This is a genomic window from Mycolicibacterium arenosum (assembly GCF_024320865.1).
Lineage (GTDB): Bacteria > Actinomycetota > Actinomycetes > Mycobacteriales > Mycobacteriaceae > Mycobacterium > Mycobacterium arenosum.
In genome coordinates, this window is the sequence record NZ_JANDBD010000013.1 from 200,361 (window position 1) to 219,297 (window position 18,937).

The 18,937-nt window shown below is 67.0% G+C and carries 16 protein-coding genes, 1 tRNA gene and 1 other RNA gene; 11 read left to right on the forward strand and 7 right to left on the reverse strand.

Annotated features, from left to right (window positions below; genetic code table 11):
- Positions 1 to 10 precede the first annotated feature (10 nt).
- From NM203_RS27585 to NM203_RS27610, 6 genes are all read left to right on the forward strand, one after another.
- On the forward strand, positions 11 to 997 hold the full coding sequence (locus tag NM203_RS27585) for a glucose 1-dehydrogenase (RefSeq protein ID WP_255063780.1): 987 nt from the start codon (positions 11 to 13) through the stop codon (positions 995 to 997).
- Positions 994 to 2,337 carry a DUF2254 domain-containing protein gene (locus tag NM203_RS27590; RefSeq protein WP_255063781.1) on the forward strand — a complete coding sequence of 448 codons (1,344 nt, stop codon included), beginning with the start codon at positions 994 to 996 and terminating at the stop codon, positions 2,335 to 2,337. The genes NM203_RS27585 and NM203_RS27590 overlap by 4 nt, the downstream gene beginning before the upstream one ends.
- Before the next feature lie 423 nt (positions 2,338 to 2,760).
- Positions 2,761 to 3,282 carry a general stress protein gene (locus tag NM203_RS27595; protein ID WP_255063782.1) on the forward strand — a complete coding sequence of 174 codons (522 nt, stop codon included), beginning with the start codon at positions 2,761 to 2,763 and terminating at the stop codon, positions 3,280 to 3,282.
- A complete protein-coding gene (locus tag NM203_RS27600; RefSeq protein ID WP_255063783.1) occupies positions 3,279 to 4,331 on the forward strand; it encodes a S1C family serine protease in 1,053 nt (350 codons plus the stop codon). The genes NM203_RS27595 and NM203_RS27600 overlap by 4 nt, the downstream gene beginning before the upstream one ends.
- Positions 4,332 to 4,583: 252 nt before the next feature.
- Positions 4,584 to 5,099, forward strand: a complete 516-nt coding sequence (locus NM203_RS27605; protein ID WP_255063827.1) for a nitroreductase family deazaflavin-dependent oxidoreductase — start codon at positions 4,584 to 4,586, stop codon at positions 5,097 to 5,099.
- 226 nt (positions 5,100 to 5,325) lie between these two features.
- Entirely contained in the window at positions 5,326 to 5,571 is a 246-nt protein-coding gene (locus NM203_RS27610) for a hypothetical protein (RefSeq protein WP_255063784.1), read from the forward strand.
- A gap of 352 nt (positions 5,572 to 5,923) precedes the next feature.
- Here NM203_RS27610 and NM203_RS27615 read toward each other — a convergent pair whose 3' ends face one another.
- From NM203_RS27615 to NM203_RS27625, 3 genes are read right to left on the reverse strand one after another with little or no spacing between them, the layout of a single operon-like run.
- Positions 5,924 to 6,991, reverse strand: a complete 1,068-nt coding sequence (locus NM203_RS27615) for an ATP-dependent DNA ligase (RefSeq protein ID WP_255063785.1) — start codon at positions 6,989 to 6,991, stop codon at positions 5,924 to 5,926.
- A 4-nt stretch (positions 6,992 to 6,995) separates the two neighbouring features.
- Positions 6,996 to 9,449 (reverse strand): tyrosine-type recombinase/integrase, encoded by a 2,454-nt coding sequence (locus NM203_RS27620; RefSeq protein ID WP_255063786.1) that lies wholly within the window; start codon positions 9,447 to 9,449, stop codon positions 6,996 to 6,998.
- Between the two features lie 56 nt (positions 9,450 to 9,505).
- Positions 9,506 to 10,672 carry a tyrosine-type recombinase/integrase gene (locus NM203_RS27625; protein ID WP_255063787.1) on the reverse strand — a complete coding sequence of 389 codons (1,167 nt, stop codon included), beginning with the start codon at positions 10,670 to 10,672 and terminating at the stop codon, positions 9,506 to 9,508.
- On the opposite strand from NM203_RS27625, the gene NM203_RS27630 reads away from it, so the two are divergent.
- On the forward strand, positions 10,617 to 11,672 hold the full coding sequence (locus NM203_RS27630; protein WP_456299319.1) for an ATP-dependent DNA ligase: 1,056 nt from the start codon (positions 10,617 to 10,619) through the stop codon (positions 11,670 to 11,672). The two genes, NM203_RS27625 and NM203_RS27630, sit on opposite strands and share 56 nt — an antisense overlap.
- Positions 11,672 to 12,724, forward strand: coding sequence for a non-homologous end-joining DNA ligase (ligD, locus tag NM203_RS27635; protein WP_255063788.1), 1,053 nt, complete (start codon positions 11,672 to 11,674; stop codon positions 12,722 to 12,724). Before NM203_RS27630 ends, ligD begins: the two co-directional genes overlap by 1 nt.
- Before the next feature lie 35 nt (positions 12,725 to 12,759).
- Here ligD and NM203_RS27640 read toward each other — a convergent pair whose 3' ends face one another.
- The 4 genes from NM203_RS27640 to NM203_RS27655 form a co-directional block, all read right to left on the reverse strand.
- A complete protein-coding gene (locus NM203_RS27640; RefSeq protein WP_255063789.1) occupies positions 12,760 to 12,987 on the reverse strand; it encodes a hypothetical protein in 228 nt (75 codons plus the stop codon).
- A 353-nt stretch (positions 12,988 to 13,340) separates the two neighbouring features.
- Entirely contained in the window at positions 13,341 to 14,357 is a 1,017-nt protein-coding gene (locus NM203_RS27645; RefSeq protein WP_255063790.1) for a S1C family serine protease, read from the reverse strand.
- Positions 14,358 to 14,439: 82 nt separating this feature from the next.
- Positions 14,440 to 15,255 carry a lipid uptake coordinator LucA gene (locus NM203_RS27650; RefSeq protein ID WP_255063791.1) on the reverse strand — a complete coding sequence of 272 codons (816 nt, stop codon included), beginning with the start codon at positions 15,253 to 15,255 and terminating at the stop codon, positions 14,440 to 14,442.
- Positions 15,256 to 15,336: 81 nt separating this feature from the next.
- Positions 15,337 to 15,422 (reverse strand) — tRNA-Ser (locus tag NM203_RS27655).
- 69 nt (positions 15,423 to 15,491) lie between these two features.
- Here NM203_RS27655 and ffs point away from each other — a divergent pair.
- The 3 genes from ffs to NM203_RS27670 all read left to right on the forward strand — a co-directional run bounded on the left by ffs (position 15,492) and on the right by NM203_RS27670 (position 18,867).
- Positions 15,492 to 15,588: signal recognition particle sRNA small type (ffs, locus tag NM203_RS27660), an RNA gene on the forward strand.
- A 28-nt stretch (positions 15,589 to 15,616) separates the two neighbouring features.
- The gene (locus NM203_RS27665) at positions 15,617 to 16,894 is read left to right on the forward strand and encodes an aspartate aminotransferase type Ic (protein ID WP_255063792.1); all 1,278 of its coding nucleotides are present in this window, start codon (positions 15,617 to 15,619) and stop codon (positions 16,892 to 16,894) included.
- Between the two features lie 26 nt (positions 16,895 to 16,920).
- Complete coding sequence (locus NM203_RS27670) at positions 16,921 to 18,867, forward strand: DNA polymerase III subunits gamma/tau (RefSeq protein WP_255063793.1); 1,947 nt, start codon at positions 16,921 to 16,923, stop codon at positions 18,865 to 18,867.
- Positions 18,868 to 18,937: the final 70 nt, after the last annotated feature.

Sequence of the window (18,937 nt, forward strand, 5' to 3'; positions counted from 1 at the left end):
GGTCACCGAAATGCCCGACCCCACTCCAGGTGAAGACGAGCTGCTGGTGGACGGGCTGCTAGTCGGGGTGTGTGGCACCGACACCGAGGTGCTGCACGGCGGGCACGGTGAGCTGCCCCCGGCTGCGGATCGGATGGTCGGGTTTCACGAATCTCTCGGGCGGGTCCGCGAGGCCCCATCGGGATCCGGCTATGCGGTGGGCGACCTGGTGGTGGGAGTGGTCCGCCGCCCTGACCCGGTCCCGTGCGGGCCCTGTGGCGCAGGTGAGTGGGACTACTGCCGTAACGGGCGGTACACGGAGCGTGGCATCAAGGCCCTGCACGGCTACGGGTCGCAACGGTGGACCGTGCCGCCGGCCTTCGCGGTGCGCGTCGACGAGCGCCTCGGCGAACTGGGCGTGCTCACCGAGCCCGCGTCCGTGGTGGCCAAAGCGTGGGAGCAGGTCGACCGGATCTCGTCACGCTCAGTGTCGCGCCCGCACGTGGCGTTGGTCACCGGTGCCGGACCGATCGGGCTGCTCGCCGCGCTCATCGCCGTGCAGCGCGGGCTGGAAGTACACGTGCTCGACCGCGTCACCGCCGGACCGAAACCCGACCTCGTGCGCGACCTCGGCGCGGCGTATCACACCGCCCTCCCCGATGTTTCGCCCGATGTGGTCATCGAGGCCACCGGCGCAGCGGCGCTGGTGTTCGACGTGCTGGCACGCACCGGGCCCAACGCGATCACCGTGCTGACCGGCATCTCCGGCGGCCGGCGCACCATCAAAATCCCCGCCGGTCAGATCAACGACGAACTCGTGCTGGACAACGACGCCGTGGTCGGCAGCGTGAACGCGAACCTTCGCCACTACCGCTCCGGTGCGCAGGCCCTCGCCGACGCGGACCCGACGTGGCTGGCGGGACTGCTGACCCGGCGGGTGCCGCTAGCTGACTGGCCCGACGCGCTGGACCACCGACCCGATGACGTCAAAGTCGTTGTGCAGCTGGACGAGCAGTGAGTCGCTGGACGCGGCTGCGCGAGAGCTTCTGGTTCCTGCCAGCCCTGCTGTGTGCGCTGGCGGTGGTGCTGGCTGAGGCGCTGATCTTCGTGGACCGCCGCATCGACGAGCGCACACTCGGGCCGATCACCGTCGTGATCAACCGGGTCGGCGAGGCCGGCAGCCGGGACCTGCTCGGCGCCATCGCAGGTTCGACGCTGACCGTTGCTGCCACCACGTTCTCCATCACGATCGCGGTCCTCGCGACGGCATCGTCGACCTACGGGCCGCGTCTGGTGCGCAACTTCATGACCGACCGCGCAAACCAATTTGTCCTCGGCGCGTTCGTCGCCACCTTCCTCTACGCACTGCTGGTGCTGCGCTCAATTCGCGTGCTCGGCAACGACACCGACGAGGTGTTCGTCCCGCACCTGGCGGTCAACGTCGCGGTGCTCTTCGGCATGTTGACGATCGGTGTACTGGTGTTTTTCATCCACCACATCAGCGAATCGATCCAGATATGGACACTTGCCGGGAAAACTCGGAGCGAGCTCAACGCCGCCGTCGACCGGCTCTACCCCGAGCAGCTCGGGCGCGCGCCCGCGGAGGTCGAAAACGCCGCCGGTCGTGGCGATGTACCGGAGCGGCTCGACGCCGACGGTACTCGGGTCCTGGCCCACCGGACCGGGTACGTGCAGGGCATCGACGAAGAGCGGCTGCTCACTACAGCCACGTCCCACGACCTTGTGGTATCGCTGTTGGTCCGGCCCGGCAGCCACGCCATAGATGGCACCGCCATCGCCGTGCTGTGGCCACCAGACCGTGTCGGACACGAAGCATCGAGTGCCGTCATTGACTGCGTCACGGTCGGCCAGGCGCGCAGCCCCGACCAAGACGTCGAGTTCGCAGTCCTGGTATTGGAGGAGATGGCCGTGCGCGCCCTCTCGCCTGGCACGAATGACCCCTACACCGCTGTCAACGCCCTCGACGACCTGGCCGCCGGCCTGGCACGGCTCGCGGGTCGATCCTCGCCATCCCCGTACCGCTACGACGACAACGGCCAGCTGCGCGTGATGGCACGCCGCGTGGTGCTCACCGACCTGCTGGACGGGCTGTTCGACGCCATGCGCGTCTACGCAGTCGACCACCCCAGGGTGCTCCGACGGACGCTCGAACTCGCCGAGCAGGTCGGTGCCGCCAGCTTGCAGCCCGCAGTCCTGGCCCGGCTCAGCGCTCACGTCGCGCGCGTCATCGAGGCGTTCGAACGTAGCGCGCCCCAGACCTGCGATCTCGTCGAGCTACGCCGTCAAGCCGACGACGTGCAACACAGCTTGTCCTCGCTCAACGAAGCCGGGCGGTGACGCACAAGGCTCTGTACCCCGCTTCCGTGGGGCTGACGACCGAAACTCACGCAACCGCATCTGACGTTAATCGCAAGGCGTACAACCTGTTTCAGCAGCCTGAGAACACCTCAGCGGAAGATTCGATCAATCACACCCAGTCCTCAGCGTCCGCACAGGGATCAGTGGTGCAGTAGTTGTGGTACATGAGATTGCCCGTTGCCGATACTGACCGTGATGTGACTCGACGCCCTGTGTCAATCCAAGCAGTGCGTGGACGCCCACGGCACATGCGCGCACAGCATCTTGCGCCCGACAGTGCAGCGCGCTGGTGGATGTCGCTGACGCGACTCACGATCGATGCGATCGCCACCCAACACAGTTGAGACACAGACGGCTAAACAACAGAACGACGGGACACGAGGGACGCGAAAGGAGAAGGTAATGGTTGAACAAGCAGCGCAGGCGGCTTCGACGGTGCCGGCGCAGGAGCCCCCACGACAGGTTGTCACCAGTTTCACCCAGTACCGCGATGCGGAGCATGCGGTCGACCGACTCGCCAGTCAGCCGTTCGACATTGAACGAATCGCCATCATCGGATCGGATTTGCAATTCGTCGAAGAGGTCAACGGCCGGCTGACCTACGGCGTCGCCGCCGCGCGAGGCGCGGCCGCCGGCGCGCTGGCGGGCGCCTTGATCGGCTGGGCCTTAGGTCTGTTCGACCTGCTCCAACCCATTATCACAGGGCTCGTCCTGGCCCTGTACGGAGTCGTGTTCGGCGCCGCGGTGGGCGCCGCGGTGGGTCTCATGCTTCACGCGTTGCGGGGCGGTCGCCGCGACTTCCAAGCCTCCAGCGCGCTGCGGCCCCGGCACTATGACGTCATCGCGGATGCTGCCGTGGTCGAACGTGCCCGCCAGTTGCTCGACGCGGACGACATTGCGCCTTTGCAGCGAGAAGCCGGATGACGGCCGAAGCGCAGACCAGGCGCGCCGGAATCCCGGTGGTAGCGGTCGCGGTGACGCTCGTGTTGTCCGCGTGCGCCAATCCGCCGGATCAGGCCAGCGACCCGTCGAGCAGGAGCCCAACCGTCACGACCACTGCGGTGGCCGAGGAGTCGTCGGCTGCGCCCGGCTATGTCGAGGTGGTCGAACGGGTTAGCCCCAGCGTCGTTACCGTGCTGACCGACGGTGGTCAGGGCAGTGGTGTGGTGTTGCGGCCCGACGTCGTCGTCACCAACGCCCACGTGGTCGGTCAACAACGCAAGGTCTCCATCGTTCTCGCCGACGGCACACGATCGCCCGGGGAGGTGGTCGGCACCGACGAGGTGACCGATGTCGCGGTGGTGCGCACCGAGCGTGGTGATCTACCGGTAGCGGAGTTCCGCGAGGATCTCCCGCGACCAGGCGAACGGGTCCTGGCCATCGGCAGCCCGTTAGGGTTTCAGAACTCGGTGAGCGCCGGCATCATTTCCGGGCTGCACCGCGATGTTCCGGGATCGGCCGTGCAGACGTACTCACTGGTTGACCTCATTCAAACCGACGCCTCGATTTCACCGGGCAACTCCGGCGGCGCGCTGCTGGATACGCAGGGGCGGGTGGTCGGCATCAACGAGGCCTACATTCCGCCCGCGGCCGGAGCGGTATCCATCGGGTTCGCGATACCCACCGCCACCGTGCTGGACGTGGCCGAGCAACTGTTGGCCGACGGCACGGCCACGCACCCCTACTTGGGTGTTTCCGCCGGACGACTGACCGACCCGATACAACAGCGACTCGACGTCCAGGTCGATCGCGGCGCCGTCGCACTCTTGGTCGACGACGACGCACCCGCCGCCCGCGCGGGTGTCAAGTCGGGCGATGTCATCGTGGAATTGGCTGGTCAGTCGGTCGGCAGCGTCGAGGATTTGTTGAGCGCGTTGCGCCAGACACGACCCGGCCAGCAGGTTGCCCTGGTCTTCGTTCGCGGTGATCAGCGTCAACAGGTGGAAGTCACGATCGGGTCGCGGTCCACCTGACTGCGGATGGCTGACCAGGATGGGACTTTCGGCGCTCAGCGCACCATAGCGTCAGTGAATGTTAGGAGGATCTAGCGTGCAGGCAGTCAAAGTGACACCCGTCGTCCGGGAACAATGTCGGTATCCCAGCGGGCAGGGCCTATCCGCGTCGAGGGCCGATCTGCTGGTCGATGGTATGGCAATTGGGTTGTGCGGGAAAGACGCTCGCAGCGGGACCACCAAGGGGGCCCTGACGAGTTGTCTACCCACCCAATGAAATGGAGGCACACCGTGTTCACAAACCTCGCCGGCACGGTCGCAAACGGTGGCGCGCGCCTACTGCGATCCCGCCGGCTCGTGCGCGCTCCGGTCTGGATATACAAAGCCCGAGCCGGGGCACTACTCGGCGCACGAATGCTGATGCTCGAACACATCGGGCGCAAATCCGGTGCACCCCGCTATGTCGTGCTGGAGGCCTTCGACCATCCCACGCCCGATACCTTCGTCGTCCCTTCCGGTTTCGGCGAGCAAGCGCAATGGTTCCGCAACGTCAAGGCCAACCCGCGGGTGCGGGTCTACATCCGCAGCAACGCGCCGGTCCCTGCCACCGCGCGGGTCCTCGAGCAGCACGAAGCAGACGACGCGCTCGCCGCATACACCCGTCGACATCCGCGCGCGTGGCCACGGTTCAAGTCCGTGATCGAGGCAACCCTCGGCAGCGGAATCAGTGAGATCAACACCGCGCTGCCGTTAGTCGAGTTGCGCCTCGAACCGGTGACACAGAAATGACGAGGCACCAATTCGACCGAACTGTCCCGACTTCAGCACGTCGTCGGCGTCGCGGTGGGCTGCGGAGTGGATTGCTTAAGCGGCTGGATTCGTCTTGGAGGCCGACCCCGCCGCCCGAGACGACGGTGGCCGCGGCGGCATCGCGTTGACCAGTAACCGTCAGGACGGTTTGCGCGTTCTGCGGTCAAGATGGAGGAAGAACATCCGGCTCAATAGGAAGGAAAAGATGACCACATATTCGAACGACTTGGAGTCGGTGGACAGTGTCGCCCAACGGCTGATGGCAGAATTCGACGGGATCCTGCCAAAGAGGCAGGTGGCCGGCACCGTGCTGCACGCGGTCGCCGACCTCGACGGGCAGGTGCCACCCGGTGCCTTACCCCAGATGCTGCACCAGCTCGCTCAGCAGCGCCTGCACAGCTCAATCCCCGAGGTGTGGCCCATAGCAGCCACCCCGGCTGACCGGCGCTGATCCCATCTCCTCGGCTATTCGGGCTGCCACTCGCATTCGCTGCCAGGGTGCACCGCCGCGGTGTTCGGGCACGCTGCGCACTGGTCCACGCGGTCGACGCGACTTGTCCAAGCGTGCAGACCCTCGAAGCCCAGCGCTACGATGTCCACGCTGACACACGCCACGCTGGATCAGGAATCGATCGACGTCTGGGTGAACGGCCGGGCTGGGTTGACTGACGAATTCCCCGCAGAGTGTGAGCACCTCAGCGATGATCTAGTCGGGCGCAACGCCGAAGGCGACGACGGGATCGTGAGCGTCGGCAGGATGGAACTCGTGGTGTACGCGGATCCCTTTCGGGTGTTGGCGATCGCTAGGTGGCCAGCCCAGGGACGATGTCGCCCAAGCTGAAGGTCAGCGGTTGTTCGAGTTGGGCGTAGGTGCATGACCGTGGGTCGCGGTCGGGCCGCCAGCGGTTGAACTGGGCGGTGTGGCGGAACCGGTCGCCTTCCATGTGGTCATAGCGCACCTCGACCACCCTCTCAGGCCGCAGCGGAACGAACGAAAGATCCTTGCCAGCGTTCCAACGCGAGGTTTCGTTCTTGCGCGGCGTGCGGTCACCCGCTTCATGGGCTGCCCAGTTCCAAGGATGGTCATCGAAACTGGTTACCAGCGACTGCATTTCGCTGAACAACTGCCGCCGCTTGGCCATCGGGAACGCACCAATCACACCCACCGAGGCGAGGGTGCCGTCGTCGGTATAGAGCCCAAGCAGCAGCGAGCCGATCGCTTCGTCGCTGGACTTGTGCACACGGTAGCCGGCGACGACGCAGTCGGCGGTCCGCTGGTGCTTGATCTTGAACATGACCCGCTTGTCGGGCTGATAGGTCACCGTCAACGGTTTAGCGACCACCCCGTCGAGGCCGGCCCCCTCGAACTCCTCGAACCACCGTCGGGCGGTCGTGGGATCGGTGGTCGCTGGTGTGACGTGAACCGAGGGCCCGGAGTCGGCCAACGCCGCGACGAGTGCAGCGCGTCGTTCGGTGAACGGTCTCCTGGTGTAGTCCTCATCGCCTAGGGCGAGTAGATCGAACGCTACGAAGGACGCGGGGGTCTGTTGGGCGAGCATCCGCACTCGCGAATCGGCCGGGTGGATGCGTTGTTGCAGCGCCTCGAAGTCAAGGCCGTGGTCTGTGGCGATGATGATCTCGCCATCAATCACGCAGCGTTGCGGTAGTTCGGTCTTGATCGCTGTGACCAGTTCAGGGAAGTATCGGGTCAAGGGTCGCTCGTTGCGACTGCCCAGCTCGACCTCCTCGCCGTCACGGAAGCAGATCGACCGGAAGCCATCCCACTTCGGTTCGTAGGAGGCATCGGCAGGGATGGTCGGCACCGACTTGGCCAACATCGGCGAGACCGGCGGCATGACGGGTAGCTTCATAGTCTCATTGTGGTCTCTGCTCGGCGAACGGATTGCTGCCGTGTGAAAGTCGTTGCTGCGCTTCGGATTTTCGGATACGAAGATGCTTGATGCTTTCCTCCAACGCGGCGACCTCGCCGAGCCATGCGCGGTCCTTCGCCTCGATGAGGCGTTCCTCAGCGTTCTCGGTCATTTCGTTGATGCGGCCCAGCTGGGCGGGGTCAACGCGCAGGAACCGGCATCGCGTGCAAGCGTGCTCGTGCACGCAGGGTGTGCCGTAGGGGCGGTGGCACTCGCCGAGGGCAACGCGGCGCAGCAGGAAGTGCTCTTCGAAGTCGGCCCACTCGTCATCGTCGGCGACCTTGGCCTCCTCGGATGGTCGCAGTTGGCGGCGCCGCTCGATGTACGCTTGGTGGGCGGTGACGATGTGCTCCGGGAACACCGCCGTGTAGCCGCGGGTGGTGTCGAGGTTGAGATGCCCGAGCAACGCCGCGGCGATGTGCAGCGGCAGCCCGTTATTGACCGCGTCGGTGGCGAACAGTCGGCGGAAGTCGTGCGGAGTGAAGTGCACTGATCGACCGGCATCGGTCAATCCGGCGACCGTGGCGAGGTGGATCAGGATCTGGCGCACGTAGTGCCGTCCCAGCACTTCGTGGCGGGTGCCCAGCGGGCGTGCGAAAAGGTGCGGAAACGGTTCGCTGTGCACCTTGTCGTTGGTGTCGTAGGCGATCGACAGCGGCACGTGGTCCTTGCCGGCCTTGGCGCGGCGCAGTACCTGTAGCAGCACCCCGACAAGTTCTGGGGTCATTGGGATGAGTCTTTCGCAGTCGGTCTTGGACGGCACGATGTGGAGCAACGGCACCAGAGTGGCGGTGGTGGAGGCGGTGTAGTGCCGCAGCGACAGCTGAGTCAGTTCGAGTAACTCTTCGATGCGAATACCGGTGTGACGCAACGTCTCCACGACCGCCCAACCCCAGAATCCCTCCTCTTCCAGGGCGGTCACGTCGATGCGCTGGGCACTGCCCCGGATCCATCCCGGCCGCTGCTGTCCGGGAGCGAGGTGCACCCAGATCCGCGCCCGGGCGTCGCCGTCGCGCCGCAGAGGTGGACAGTGCCGCAGAAACGTGAAGCCGTCAACGACGAACTCCTGGTCGTGCGTGCATGCCACTGCACGCTGCAGCAGCGCCGCGGTGCGGTCCTTGTGCGCGGTAGCCGCAGCCAGGAGTACCGGCAGAAGTGGGGTCAGCATGCGGGTGCGATCCTGCATGGAGGCTTTCTGGCGGCGTTTCTGCTTGGCCGCCGCGCGACTGAGCGCTCGCGGTACCGGGCACGGAGCAACCCAGACACCCCAGCGGACGGGGTCGTCGTGCGACCATTCGGCCAGGTCGCGGTACATGCCGCGGATGGCGAACAGGATCGAGTGCACTTCGCGTCGCGGGCGGCCGTCGAGGGTCATCGCCAACCGTTCCCGCCACGCCGTCACCACCTCGGCCGAGATCGCCAGGTCCTTTTGGTCCGGATTGATCTGCAGGATCTCCCACCAGAACAACCGGGCCAGGCGGTAGGCAAGTCCCTCCAACGAGCTGTAGTCCATGTTGGGCTGTAGCTCCTCGAGGTAGCCCACGAGGAGGTCGCGCACTCCTGAGGCGGGGATGCCGTACCGATCGACTAGCGTCGCAGCGCTGTGCTGGCGTGTGTTGCCCCGCGCCGACCACGTCGCCCGCAGCGTAGGCGCCTCCTCGGCCAAGGGCCCCAGGGCGACCAGCAGCTCCCAGATGAGGTGTTCGCGGCGCTGTCGCCCCGAGGTGCGCACCACGTCGGCGTAGAACAGCAGATCGTCGCCGCACAGTTGTCCGATGTTCTTCCCGGTGCGGATCATCACCCGCGCCAATGCCTTTTCGGCGTCGGCCTGGTACTTGGGCACCGCGTCCCGGTAGGCGGGCAGCCTACGCAACCGTTCCAAGTCCGGCCCGCCATTGCTGTCGAGGAACCTGCCGAGGGCTACCCGCTGCTTGGAATCCAACAGCCAACTGTAGGACGGCCGCAGTGCGCGTACGCGCAGTAGCGCATTGAGGGCCTTAAGCGTGGGTGACCAGTGGTCGTAGTGCGGCAACGCATCATGCTCGAACCAGGTGCGCGGCGCGGCGTCGTAACCGCTGGCCAGCCACCGCTCCTCCCACGTCTGCCCTGAATATTGAGCCAGGACACCCAGCAGGGCCTGCGTTCCCCGAATCATCGGCTGAAGCTGCTGGGGTGGCAGCGTCCGGTGGCGCTCGGTTACGACGTCGCACAACTCGGTGATGGTGAGATGCTGCATCGTCACACCGCGGGCGCCCTCTGGCGGCGTTGGGGGCGCGTGGTTGGCGTCGTAGCCCCACAGGGGCCGGGCCAGGCCGGCGGGGCCGAACCGGCTGTCTGCTGGGAGCGCTTGTAGATGCGGTGAATCAGGCCGTGACAGCAGCTGGACCTGTGGGCTCATCGCCCGCCGCGTCGCGGCGGCTTGCTGGCGTTGCGGTGACCGGGTGTCCTCAGCGCTCAATTCGGTAGCCCTAACAGTTCACGGACCGCCGCGGCGTCGTAGGCAGGTTCGATCGTCGATGCTTCGATCTTCGGTCGGGCGTGATGCTCAAGGACCTTGCCGATCAGATCTTCCAGCCGAGGCTGGGTGTAGATCTGAGTGGTCGTCACGCTGGCATGCCGCAGCACGGTCTGCACGTCGACCAGCGTGAACGCAGGATCGGCAAGCATCCGCGCGGCGGCAGTGTGGCGGAAGTCGTGCAACGACCAGTTCGCCCCCAAGCTGGCGTTGGCGCGGCGCAGCACCGCGCGCATCGCGTGATAGTTCAGCGGCGCTGGCCGCGAGCGTCGGGTCCACCACACCGGACCACCCGGCTCCATCGGTGGCTGCTCGGACAGGTACAACGCCAACCACACGAACGAGTCCACCGACGCCGGGACCGTCTCCCGCATGCGGCTGCCCTTACTGGTGACCGTGATTGTGTAGCGGCCAGCATCCAGATCGCCGTGACGCAAACCCAACAACTCCGATGCCCGCACTCCCGAGGACAGATAGAAACTCACCAGCGCTCGATCGCGGTGGCTGCGCAGCGCGTTGAACAGCGCTGCAACAGCGTCATCGGGGATCGCCCGCCACACCGGCCGCGGGGTTTTCTGCCGATAGTTGGCGCGCCGAAAGATCGTAAAATCTTCCATCGGGTTGTGGTGCGCATGAGGTCGACCCCCCTGCCTGGCACGTTGTGCAGGAACGGGATTCACCAGCGGACCCAGATCGGCAGCACAGGCGTGTTCATAAAACCCGAACATCACCGACAGCTGATGGTTGATGGTGCGCGGCGCGTACTTGGTGGACAACTCCGCCTTGCCGGTCACCGCGTTCACCGACCCTGGCGGCGGCCCATCCGGACGTCGGCGAAGACGCTGCGGATTGGGCGCCGCCCGCAAGTGCTCGACGAACGCGCGGACGTCTACGCGCTCTGCTCGCTCCCAACTGATGAGGCGGTCATGTAGGAATCGGAACCACCGCAGAAGGTCGAACGCGTAACTTCGAACTGTGAGTGGACTGCAATCCGACGCCGCCAGTTCGCGAAGGTATGATGTCGCCCCGAGATGTTCGGCATCGGGGAAGATCACCCGCCACGGCAACCCGCTCGGCGCCGACTCCACCCGACCCACCTCACCCATAACCGGATCCTCCGCCCCCTGCAGCCACGCCATCGGAAGGCTCGCCGAAGTTCAGTCAACTAGACGCGCGCTGGTGTTCCGGGACGGCGACGAGGTCGTGCTGCTGTCGCGCAGCGGCAAGGATCTGGGCCGGTACTTTCCGGAGCTGGTGGAGTCGGTGCGCGCGGAACTGGTCGGCCGGTGTGTCCTCGACGGCGAGGTCGTGGTGCCGAGGGACGTCGACGGCCGGGTTCGGTTGGACTGGGAGTCGCTGAGTCAGCGCATTCATCCCGCCGACAGCCGGGTGAGGCTTCTCGCCGAGCAGACGCCCGCCCACTTCATCGGGTTCGACGCGCTGTCCACCGGTGACCGCTCGCTACTCGACGAGCCGTTCCGGGTGCGTCGCGAGGTGCTGAAGGAGTCGGTGGCCGAACGGGATTGGTGTCACGTCACGCGCACGACGGAGGATTCGGCCCTCGGCGCGGAGTGGCTCACGACCTTCGAGGGAGCCGGCCTCGACGGGGTGATAGCCAAGAGGCTCGACGGACGGTATCTGCCCGGCAAGCGGGACATGATCAAGGTCAAGCACGCCCGCGACGCCGACTGTGTCGCCATGGGGTACCGCATCCACAAGAGCGGTGAGGGCATCGGATCACTGCTGCTCGGCCTCTACCGCGACGACGGAGAGCTCCAGATGGTCGGCGGTGCAGCGTCTTTCAGCGTGAAGGACCGCACGAAGCTGCTCGCGGAGCTGGAACCGCTGCGCGAGGGCGAGGTGCGTGACGGTGACCCGAGCCGGTGGAACTCCGCCGCCGATAAGCGCTGGATACCGATTCGGCCGGAGAAGGTCGCCGAGGTGGCGTACGACCAGATGGAGGGTAATTCCACGCACGGGCAGCGCTTTCGGCACGCGGTGAAGTTCGTGCGATGGCGGCCCGACCGGGAACCGTCCAGTTGCACGTTCGCGCAACTGGACGTGCCTCTGAACTACGACCTATCCGACGTGCTGGAGGGCAACTGATGGCGGCGAGCAAGGCCGAGGAGATCGACGTCGACGGGGTCCTGGTGCGGCTGACCAACCGCGACAAGCCGTACTTTCCGAAGCTCGGCGCCAACGGCACCAAGGGCGTGCTGTTCGACTACTACCTCGCGGTGGCCGATCACATGGTGAAGCTGTTGCGGGACAGGCCGGTTCACCTGCAGCGCTTCCCCGACGGGATCGACGGCGAGGAGATCTATCAGAAGCGGGTGCCGCAGAAGCACCCCGACTACCTCGAGACCTGCACGGTCACGTTCCCGTCGGGCCGCACCGCCGACGCGCTGAAGGTGACGCACCCGTCGGCCATCGCCTGGGCCGCGCAGATGGGAACGGTGACGCTGCACCCGTGGCAGGTGCGCTGCCCCGACACCGAACACCCCGACGAACTGCGCATCGACCTGGATCCGCAGCCGGGTACCGATTTCAGGGACGCCAGCGCCATCGCCGTCGACGTCCTCAAGCCGATTCTCGACGAGCTCGGAATCGCGGGCTACCCCAAGACGTCCGGTGGCCGAGGCGTGCACGTGTTCGTCCGCATCAGACCGGACTGGGACTTCGTCGCCGTCCGCAGGGCGGGCATCGCGCTGGCCCGCGAGGTGGAGCGCCGGGCGCCGGATCGGGTGACGACGTCGTGGTGGAAGGAGGAGCGCGGCGAGCGCTTGTTCATCGACTACAACCAGAACGCGCGCGATCGGACGTTCGCGTCTGCGTACTCCGCGCGCCGCACGCAGATCGCCACGGTCTCCATGCCGTTGTCCTGGGAGGACCTGGCCGACGCCGATCCCGATGACTTCACGATCGCCACGGTGCCCGGCATCGTCGCCGAGCGGGAGGACCCGTGGGCGGCGATCGACGAGACGGCCCACTCGATCGAGCCGCTCCTGGAGATGGTGGCCGCGGACGAGGATCGCGGGCTGGCCGACCTGCCGTATCCGCCGAGTTACCCGAAGATGCCCGGTGAACCGCCCAGGGTGCAGCCCAGCAAGAAAGTGGCCGAGAACTGGGATGCCGATGGCAATCCGGTGACGGGGTAGCTGACGGTGATGGCGAGTCGGGCTAAGAGTTGCGCTCAGCGGATCGGAACGACGTCACCATCTGTTTGCTCGGCGTCCATGTCGTGGAAACGAAACGCCGGGCCTTTCACGCTGGCCAACTGCTCGGCGCTGGAGTACATCGCCACCGACGTGTACTCAACCGCGCCGATCAGAAGTAGCGGCCAGATGGAACCGGCGACCACGCTGAGCGCGAAACGGTAGCTGACTGGCAGTCCCGGTTCGCATAGGCGGTTGCCAGCCACGAATACCACAGTTGTGGCAACCACCCATCCACTGAAGTAGATGGTTACTAGCATCCCAAGCACGGCGCGGCCCCCTGCCGTTCGTCTTAACGTTGAATGCAATGTAGCGCCGCTCACACCCCGAAACAAGCACCACCAGGAGCGTTAACTCCCAGCTCAGGGGCACAGCAAAGGGTTGGAGTTTGCTGACGGCAAAGGCCGATAGGGTGCCTCGAACGCCCATCGCTTGACGTCGACGATAATTTCGGCCGGTCGGGATGGTGCAACCCGAGGTACGAACTGGAGAGCACCGTCATTTACAGCAATCTTCGATGAATCTCACAATTTGGGCACAACCGTGTCCAGTCAAGCCGTCAGGATGCGAGTGCGGCTTTTCCAGTCAGCTGCTGACCAGCGCGGTCGATCCAGACGAGGTCGACGACGTCGCCGGGGTAGTAGCGGTCGAGTACGTCGGTGAGCGCGTTGGCGGAGTTCAGTTGAACGCCGTCGATCGACAGCAGGACGTCACCGTCGCGCATGCCCGCCTGCTGAGCAGGCCCGCCGATGAGAACCTCGTGAATGATGACGCCGGGAAGGTCGGACTGCTGTTCTCGCGCGCTGACGCCGACACCGAGCAGTGTGGGCCGTCCGATGTGGACGGACGCCGACGGCTGCAGCGAACGGATCTGACCCGCAATCGCCATGGCCTCGTTGATCGGGATCGCGAAGCCGGCCCCGCCGGGGCCCATCCGGAAGTTGACGGTGGCCGCCGTGGTCACACCCACGACCTGGCCGGCCGCGTTGACCAGCGGCCCGCCCGAGTCGCCGGCGCGCACCGGCGCCGCGAACTCGATCAGTCCGGTCATCTCGGTCGTCGAGCCCGTGAGCTCGTCCTTGGCGCTGATCGTGCGGCCGAAGCCGACGACCTCGCCCGCCTCCTGCGTGAGCGGGCTGCCAGAACCGCTGGCGTTACCCAGGGCGACCACCGGGTCACCGGGGTTCAGCGTCCCCGAGTCACCGATCGCCGCCACCGGCAGGCCGCCGCCGCCGCGCAGCTGGAGCACCGCGACGTCGCGCTTGCGGTCGTAACCGACCAGATCCGCGGTGAACGGTACGCCGCCGACGGTGGCGGTGATGGTGTCGGCGCCCTGAACGACGTGGAAGTTCGTCAGCACCACGCCGCCGGGCTCAAGCACGATGCCCGTCCCCGCGCCGATGGCGTGCTGGTAGTCGATCGTGGTGTCGAGACGCGCGACGGCCGGTTCCACCTGGGCGATCGCCCCTGACATGTCCACCGGGACCGCATGGGCGGCCGTGGGCGTGAGCAGGGCGAGAGTCGAACCGACGGCGACCGCGGTGATGACCCGCCATCGGGAGTGGAACCTGCCCATGCACGACCTTCCGGAAACAGCGGAGCGCTATACCCAATTCTTCCTGTGATTACGCTGGCTGTCGAAGAATCGCGCCGTGACGTTACTCGTCGACTGCGACGCCGCCCCGACCTCGCCCGAAGCGGCGTGGCCGCTTCCCTCCCGGCCTGCGATTGCGCAGCCTGCCGGAGGCCTCGTCGTCCGCCTCGGGTTCGGGGGTGTCACCCGCCGGCTCGGCGGAGTCGGCGGTGTCGTCCTGGTCGTCCGGGTCGGCGGGCTTGTTCAGGCTGACGGGCTCGCCGGCGACCTCGGTGTCCGCGCTGTCGGCGTCGTCCGTCTCGGCGGCCTCGGTGTCGGAAGACTCGGTCTCGGCGGTCTCGTCGGTCTCGGCCGTCTCGGTCTCGGCGGTCTCGGCCGTCTCGTCGGCCGCAGCCGCCTTGCCGCGCCCGCGTCGGGTCTTCGGCTTCTTGGGCTTGAGGGGTTTGGGCGGCGGCGGGGCCTGTTCGGCCACGTACGCGAGGTAGAAGCCGAGTGCGCCGAGGACCGCGATAGCGGCGGCGGCGCCGTACACGCCGAACAACCACTGGCCCGCCGCGTCCAGGCTGAGCCAGATCTCGGCCACCGCGGCACCGACGATGAGCACACCGGCCAGCACGTGCAGCGCAACGGACCAGAATCGCATCGACAGCGCCAGTTGGGGAGTGCCGAACTCGGGCTTGCGGGTGTGGATGAGCGTGAAGGCGACGGGCAGCGCCGCGAGTCCGATGAGGACGCCGCACACGATGCGCAGGGGAGTGCCGAGACCGACCGGCCACGCCCCCGTCAGCTCGAACCAGCGGGGTAGGACGAACAGGAAGTACAGCACTGCCGCAAGAACAAGGAACGATGCATGCCACGCGATCGCGATCCAGCGCCGCATACTCCTCCTCGAGTCCGGGTGCGCTTCTCATGATTCGGAGTGCGACCCGAAGCACGTCCGGGTCGCACTCCGAATCGAGTGCGGAGGATAGGGGATTTGAACCCCTGAGGGCTGTTAACCCAACCCGCGTTCCAGGCGAGCGCCATAGGCCACTAGGCGAATCCTCCGCGGGCAATGGTAGCCGAAGCCGAGGGCACGCCCCACGAGCCGCTAGCGCGAGGGGGACTACACTCGTCACTCGGACCCCGCGCGGCGTCCATCCTGTGAACTCCCCCAGGGCCGGAAGGCAGCAAGGGTCAACGGGCTCTGGCGGGTGCGCGGGGTCCCCTTTCTTGTCCCGGCCTACTTCGAAAGGCCCACTGTGTCGTTTCAGTCCCTCGGCCGTGACGAGCTGCAGACGCAGCACGAAAAGCAGCAGCGCGACTACGCCGATCTGCAGGCCAAGAAGCTGGGCCTCGACCTGACCAGGGGTAAGCCGTCGGCCGCCCAGCTCGACCTCTCGAACCAGCTGCTGCGCCTACCGGGCGACGACTACCGCGACGGGGACGGCACCGACACCCGGAACTACGGCGGCTTGCACGGTCTGCCGGAGCTGCGCGCGATCTTCGGCGAGCTGCTCGGCATTCCCGTGCCCAACCTGATCGCCGGCAACAACGCGAGCCTCGAGATGATGCACGACTCGGTCGTGTTCGCCCTGCTGCACGGCACGCCCGATTCGCCCCGGCCCTGGATTCGGGAACCCGGCGTGAAGTTCCTCTGCCCGTCGCCGGGATACGACCGCCACTTCGCGATCACCGAGAGCTACGGCATCGAGATGATTCCCGTCGCGCTACAGGAGGACGGGCCGGACGTCGATCTCATCGAGGAGCTCGTCGCCGCCGATCCCGCGATCAAGGGCATGTGGTGCGTCCCGATGTTCTGCAACCCGACCGGCACCACGTACTCCTGGGAGAAGGTGCGTCGGCTGGTGCAGATGCGCACCGCGGCAAGCGATTTCAGGCTCTTCTGGGACAACGCGTACATGGTGCACACCTTGACGCGCGACTTCCTCCCGCAGGTCGACGTGATCGGGCTCGCGAACGCCGCGGGCAACCCCAACCGGCCGCTCGTGTTCGCCTCGACGTCGAAGATCACCTTCGCGGGGGCGGGTGTCTCGTTCTTCGGCGGCTCCCTCGGCAACATCGCGTGGTACCTGCAGCACGCCGGTAAGAAGACCATCGGGCCCGACAAGGTCAACCAATTGCGGCACCTGCGGTTCTTCGGCGACGCCGACGGCGTGCGGCTGCAGATGCAGCGGCATCAGCAGTTGCTCGCGCCGAAGTTCGCCCTCGTCGCCGAGATCCTCGAGGACCGGCTCGGCGAGTCGAAGATCGCGTCGTGGACGGACCCCAAGGGCGGCTACTTCGTCAGCCTCGACGTGTGGCCGGGCACCGCTCGCCGCACGATCGCACTCGCCAAGGACGCGGGTATCGCCGTCACCGAAGCCGGTGCCGCGTTCCCGTACCGAAAAGACCCGGACGACAAGAACATCCGCATCGCTCCGTCGTTCCCGCCGGAGTCCGACCTGCGCGAGGCGATCGACGGCCTCTCGACGTGTGCGCTCCTGGCGGCGACCGAGTCGCTGCTGGCCGACAAGTAGTCGGATCACCCGCGTAGCCTGCTTCCGTGGCTCTCTACCGCAAGTACCGGCCGGCGTCGTTCGCCGAAGTGGTCGGCCAGGAGCACGTCACCGAGCCGCTGTCGACGGCGCTGGAATCGGGCCGCATCAACCACGCCTACCTGTTCTCGGGGCCGCGCGGCTGCGGTAAGACGTCCTCGGCGCGCATCCTGGCCCGCTCGCTCAACTGCGAGCAGGGGCCGACCGCGACGCCGTGCGGGGTGTGCGACTCGTGCGTCGCACTCGGGCCGAGCGGCCCCGGCAACGTCGACGTCACCGAACTGGACGCGGCGAGCCACGGTGGCGTCGACGACACCAGGGAGCTTCGGGATCGAGCGTTCTACGCGCCGGCCCAGTCGCGCTATCGCATCTTCATCATCGACGAAGCGCACATGGTCACCACCGCGGGCTTCAACGCGCTGCTGAAGATCGTCGAGGAGCCGCCGGAGCACCTCATCTTCGTGTTCGCGACGACGGAGCCCGAGAAGGTACTGCCGACCATCAGGTCGCGCACGCATCACTACCCCTTCCGGCTGCTCGCACCCAAGTACATGCGCGGGCTGCTCGAGCGCATCTGCGCCGACGAGGGCGTCACCGTCGAGGAGACCGTCTACCCGCTGGTGATCAGGGCCGGGGGCGGGTCACCGCGCGACACGCTCTCGGTGCTCGACCAGTTGCTCGCCGGATCGGACGGCGGCCGGGTCGAGTACTCGCGGGCGCTGAGCCTGCTCGGCGCGACGGATCTCGCGCTCATCGACGACGCGGTCGACGCGCTGGCGGTAGGCGACGCGGCGGGTCTGTTCGGCGCCGTGGAATCGGTGATCGACGCGGGCCACGACCCGCGCCGGTTCGCGACCGACCTGCTCGAGCGGTTCCGCGACCTCATCGTGCTCCAGGCTGTTCCGGACGCCGCCACCCGCGGTGTGGTCGACGCCCCCGACGACGTGTTGGAGCGCATGCGCGACCAGGCCGCCCGGCTGGGCACGGGGACGCTGGCGCGCTACGCCGAGGTGGTGCACGCCGGGTTGGGCGAGATGCGCGGCGCCACGGCACCGCGACTGCTGCTCGAGGTGGTCTGTGCACGCCTGCTGCTGCCATCGGCGAGCGACACGGAATCGGCTCTGCTGCAACGGATCGAGCGCATCGAGACCAGACTGTCGATGGGCACCCCGTCGGGCGAGGCGCCGCCGGTGGTGACGAAGTCGGCACCGGTGGCGGCGGCTCCGGCCGCCTCGTCGCCGTCCGCTTCCCCCGCCTCAGCCGATCCGGCTTCGCGGTTCGTCCGCAAGTCGCAGGGCGGCGGTACCGCCAGGCCCGACCCGGCCCCTGCGCCGCCACCCAGGACCGCGGCGCCGCTGCCTCCGCCCCCCGTCCTCACCCCGCCGCAGGCACCCCCGGCTGCGGCGGTGCCGCAGCCCGAACCCCAGCCCACCCCGCCACCCGTCGAGGAACCGGTCGTCGCGGAGCCCGAGCAGGAGCCCGCGCCCGCGCCGGAGCCCGCCGTCGAGGCGCCACCGTCGGATCCGGGAGCCGCGGTACCCGATGCAGCGGCCATCAGGCGGCAGTGGTCCACGGTGATGGACAAGGTCCGCGAGCGCAGCCGCACCATGTCGGCGATGCTCGCCGGCGCGATGGTCAGTGCGGTCGACGGAACCACGCTGGTGCTCTCGCACGAATCGGCGAACCTCGCGAAAAGGCTTGGCGAGCAACAGAACATCGGCTTCATTCAGGACGCTCTGAAGGACGCCCTCGGTCTGCAGTGGCGGGTGCGCTACGAGGTGGGCGCCCCTGACGCGGCCCCGACGCCCGCGGCGCCGGAACCCGACGACGAGGACAGCATGCTCGCCGAGGCCGCCGAGAGTGTGGACTCCGCTGCGCCCAGGCGCGATCCCGAGGAGGTCGCGCTCGAATTACTGCAGACCGAGTTGGGCGCCCGCAAGGTCGAGGGCGCTTAGCGGGTTCTCGGCGGTTCCGGTATTAGCTGCTGTTCGTATAATCGGTAGCCATGGTCCGTGTTCTCGATTG

What these genes read in the sequence shown, in the direction of transcription:
- NM203_RS27585 (WP_255063780.1), top strand. Translation starts at nt 11, where the DNA reads ATGCCCGACCCCACTCCAGGTGAAGACGAGCTGCTGGTGGACGGGCTG.
- NM203_RS27595 (WP_255063782.1), top strand. Translation starts at nt 2,761, where the DNA reads ATGGTTGAACAAGCAGCGCAGGCGGCTTCGACGGTGCCGGCGCAGGAG.
- NM203_RS27600 (WP_255063783.1), top strand. Translation starts at nt 3,279, where the DNA reads ATGACGGCCGAAGCGCAGACCAGGCGCGCCGGAATCCCGGTGGTAGCG.
- NM203_RS27605 (WP_255063827.1), top strand. Translation starts at nt 4,584, where the DNA reads ATGAAATGGAGGCACACCGTGTTCACAAACCTCGCCGGCACGGTCGCA.
- NM203_RS27610 (WP_255063784.1), top strand. Translation starts at nt 5,326, where the DNA reads ATGACCACATATTCGAACGACTTGGAGTCGGTGGACAGTGTCGCCCAA.
- NM203_RS27615 (WP_255063785.1), bottom strand. Translation starts at nt 6,991, where the DNA reads ATGAAGCTACCCGTCATGCCGCCGGTCTCGCCGATGTTGGCCAAGTCG.
- NM203_RS27620 (WP_255063786.1), bottom strand. Translation starts at nt 9,449, where the DNA reads ATGAGCCCACAGGTCCAGCTGCTGTCACGGCCTGATTCACCGCATCTA.
- NM203_RS27625 (WP_255063787.1), bottom strand. Translation starts at nt 10,672, where the DNA reads ATGGGTGAGGTGGGTCGGGTGGAGTCGGCGCCGAGCGGGTTGCCGTGG.
- ligD (WP_255063788.1), top strand. Translation starts at nt 11,672, where the DNA reads ATGGCGGCGAGCAAGGCCGAGGAGATCGACGTCGACGGGGTCCTGGTG.
- NM203_RS27645 (WP_255063790.1), bottom strand. Translation starts at nt 14,357, where the DNA reads ATGGGCAGGTTCCACTCCCGATGGCGGGTCATCACCGCGGTCGCCGTC.
- NM203_RS27650 (WP_255063791.1), bottom strand. Translation starts at nt 15,255, where the DNA reads ATGCGGCGCTGGATCGCGATCGCGTGGCATGCATCGTTCCTTGTTCTT.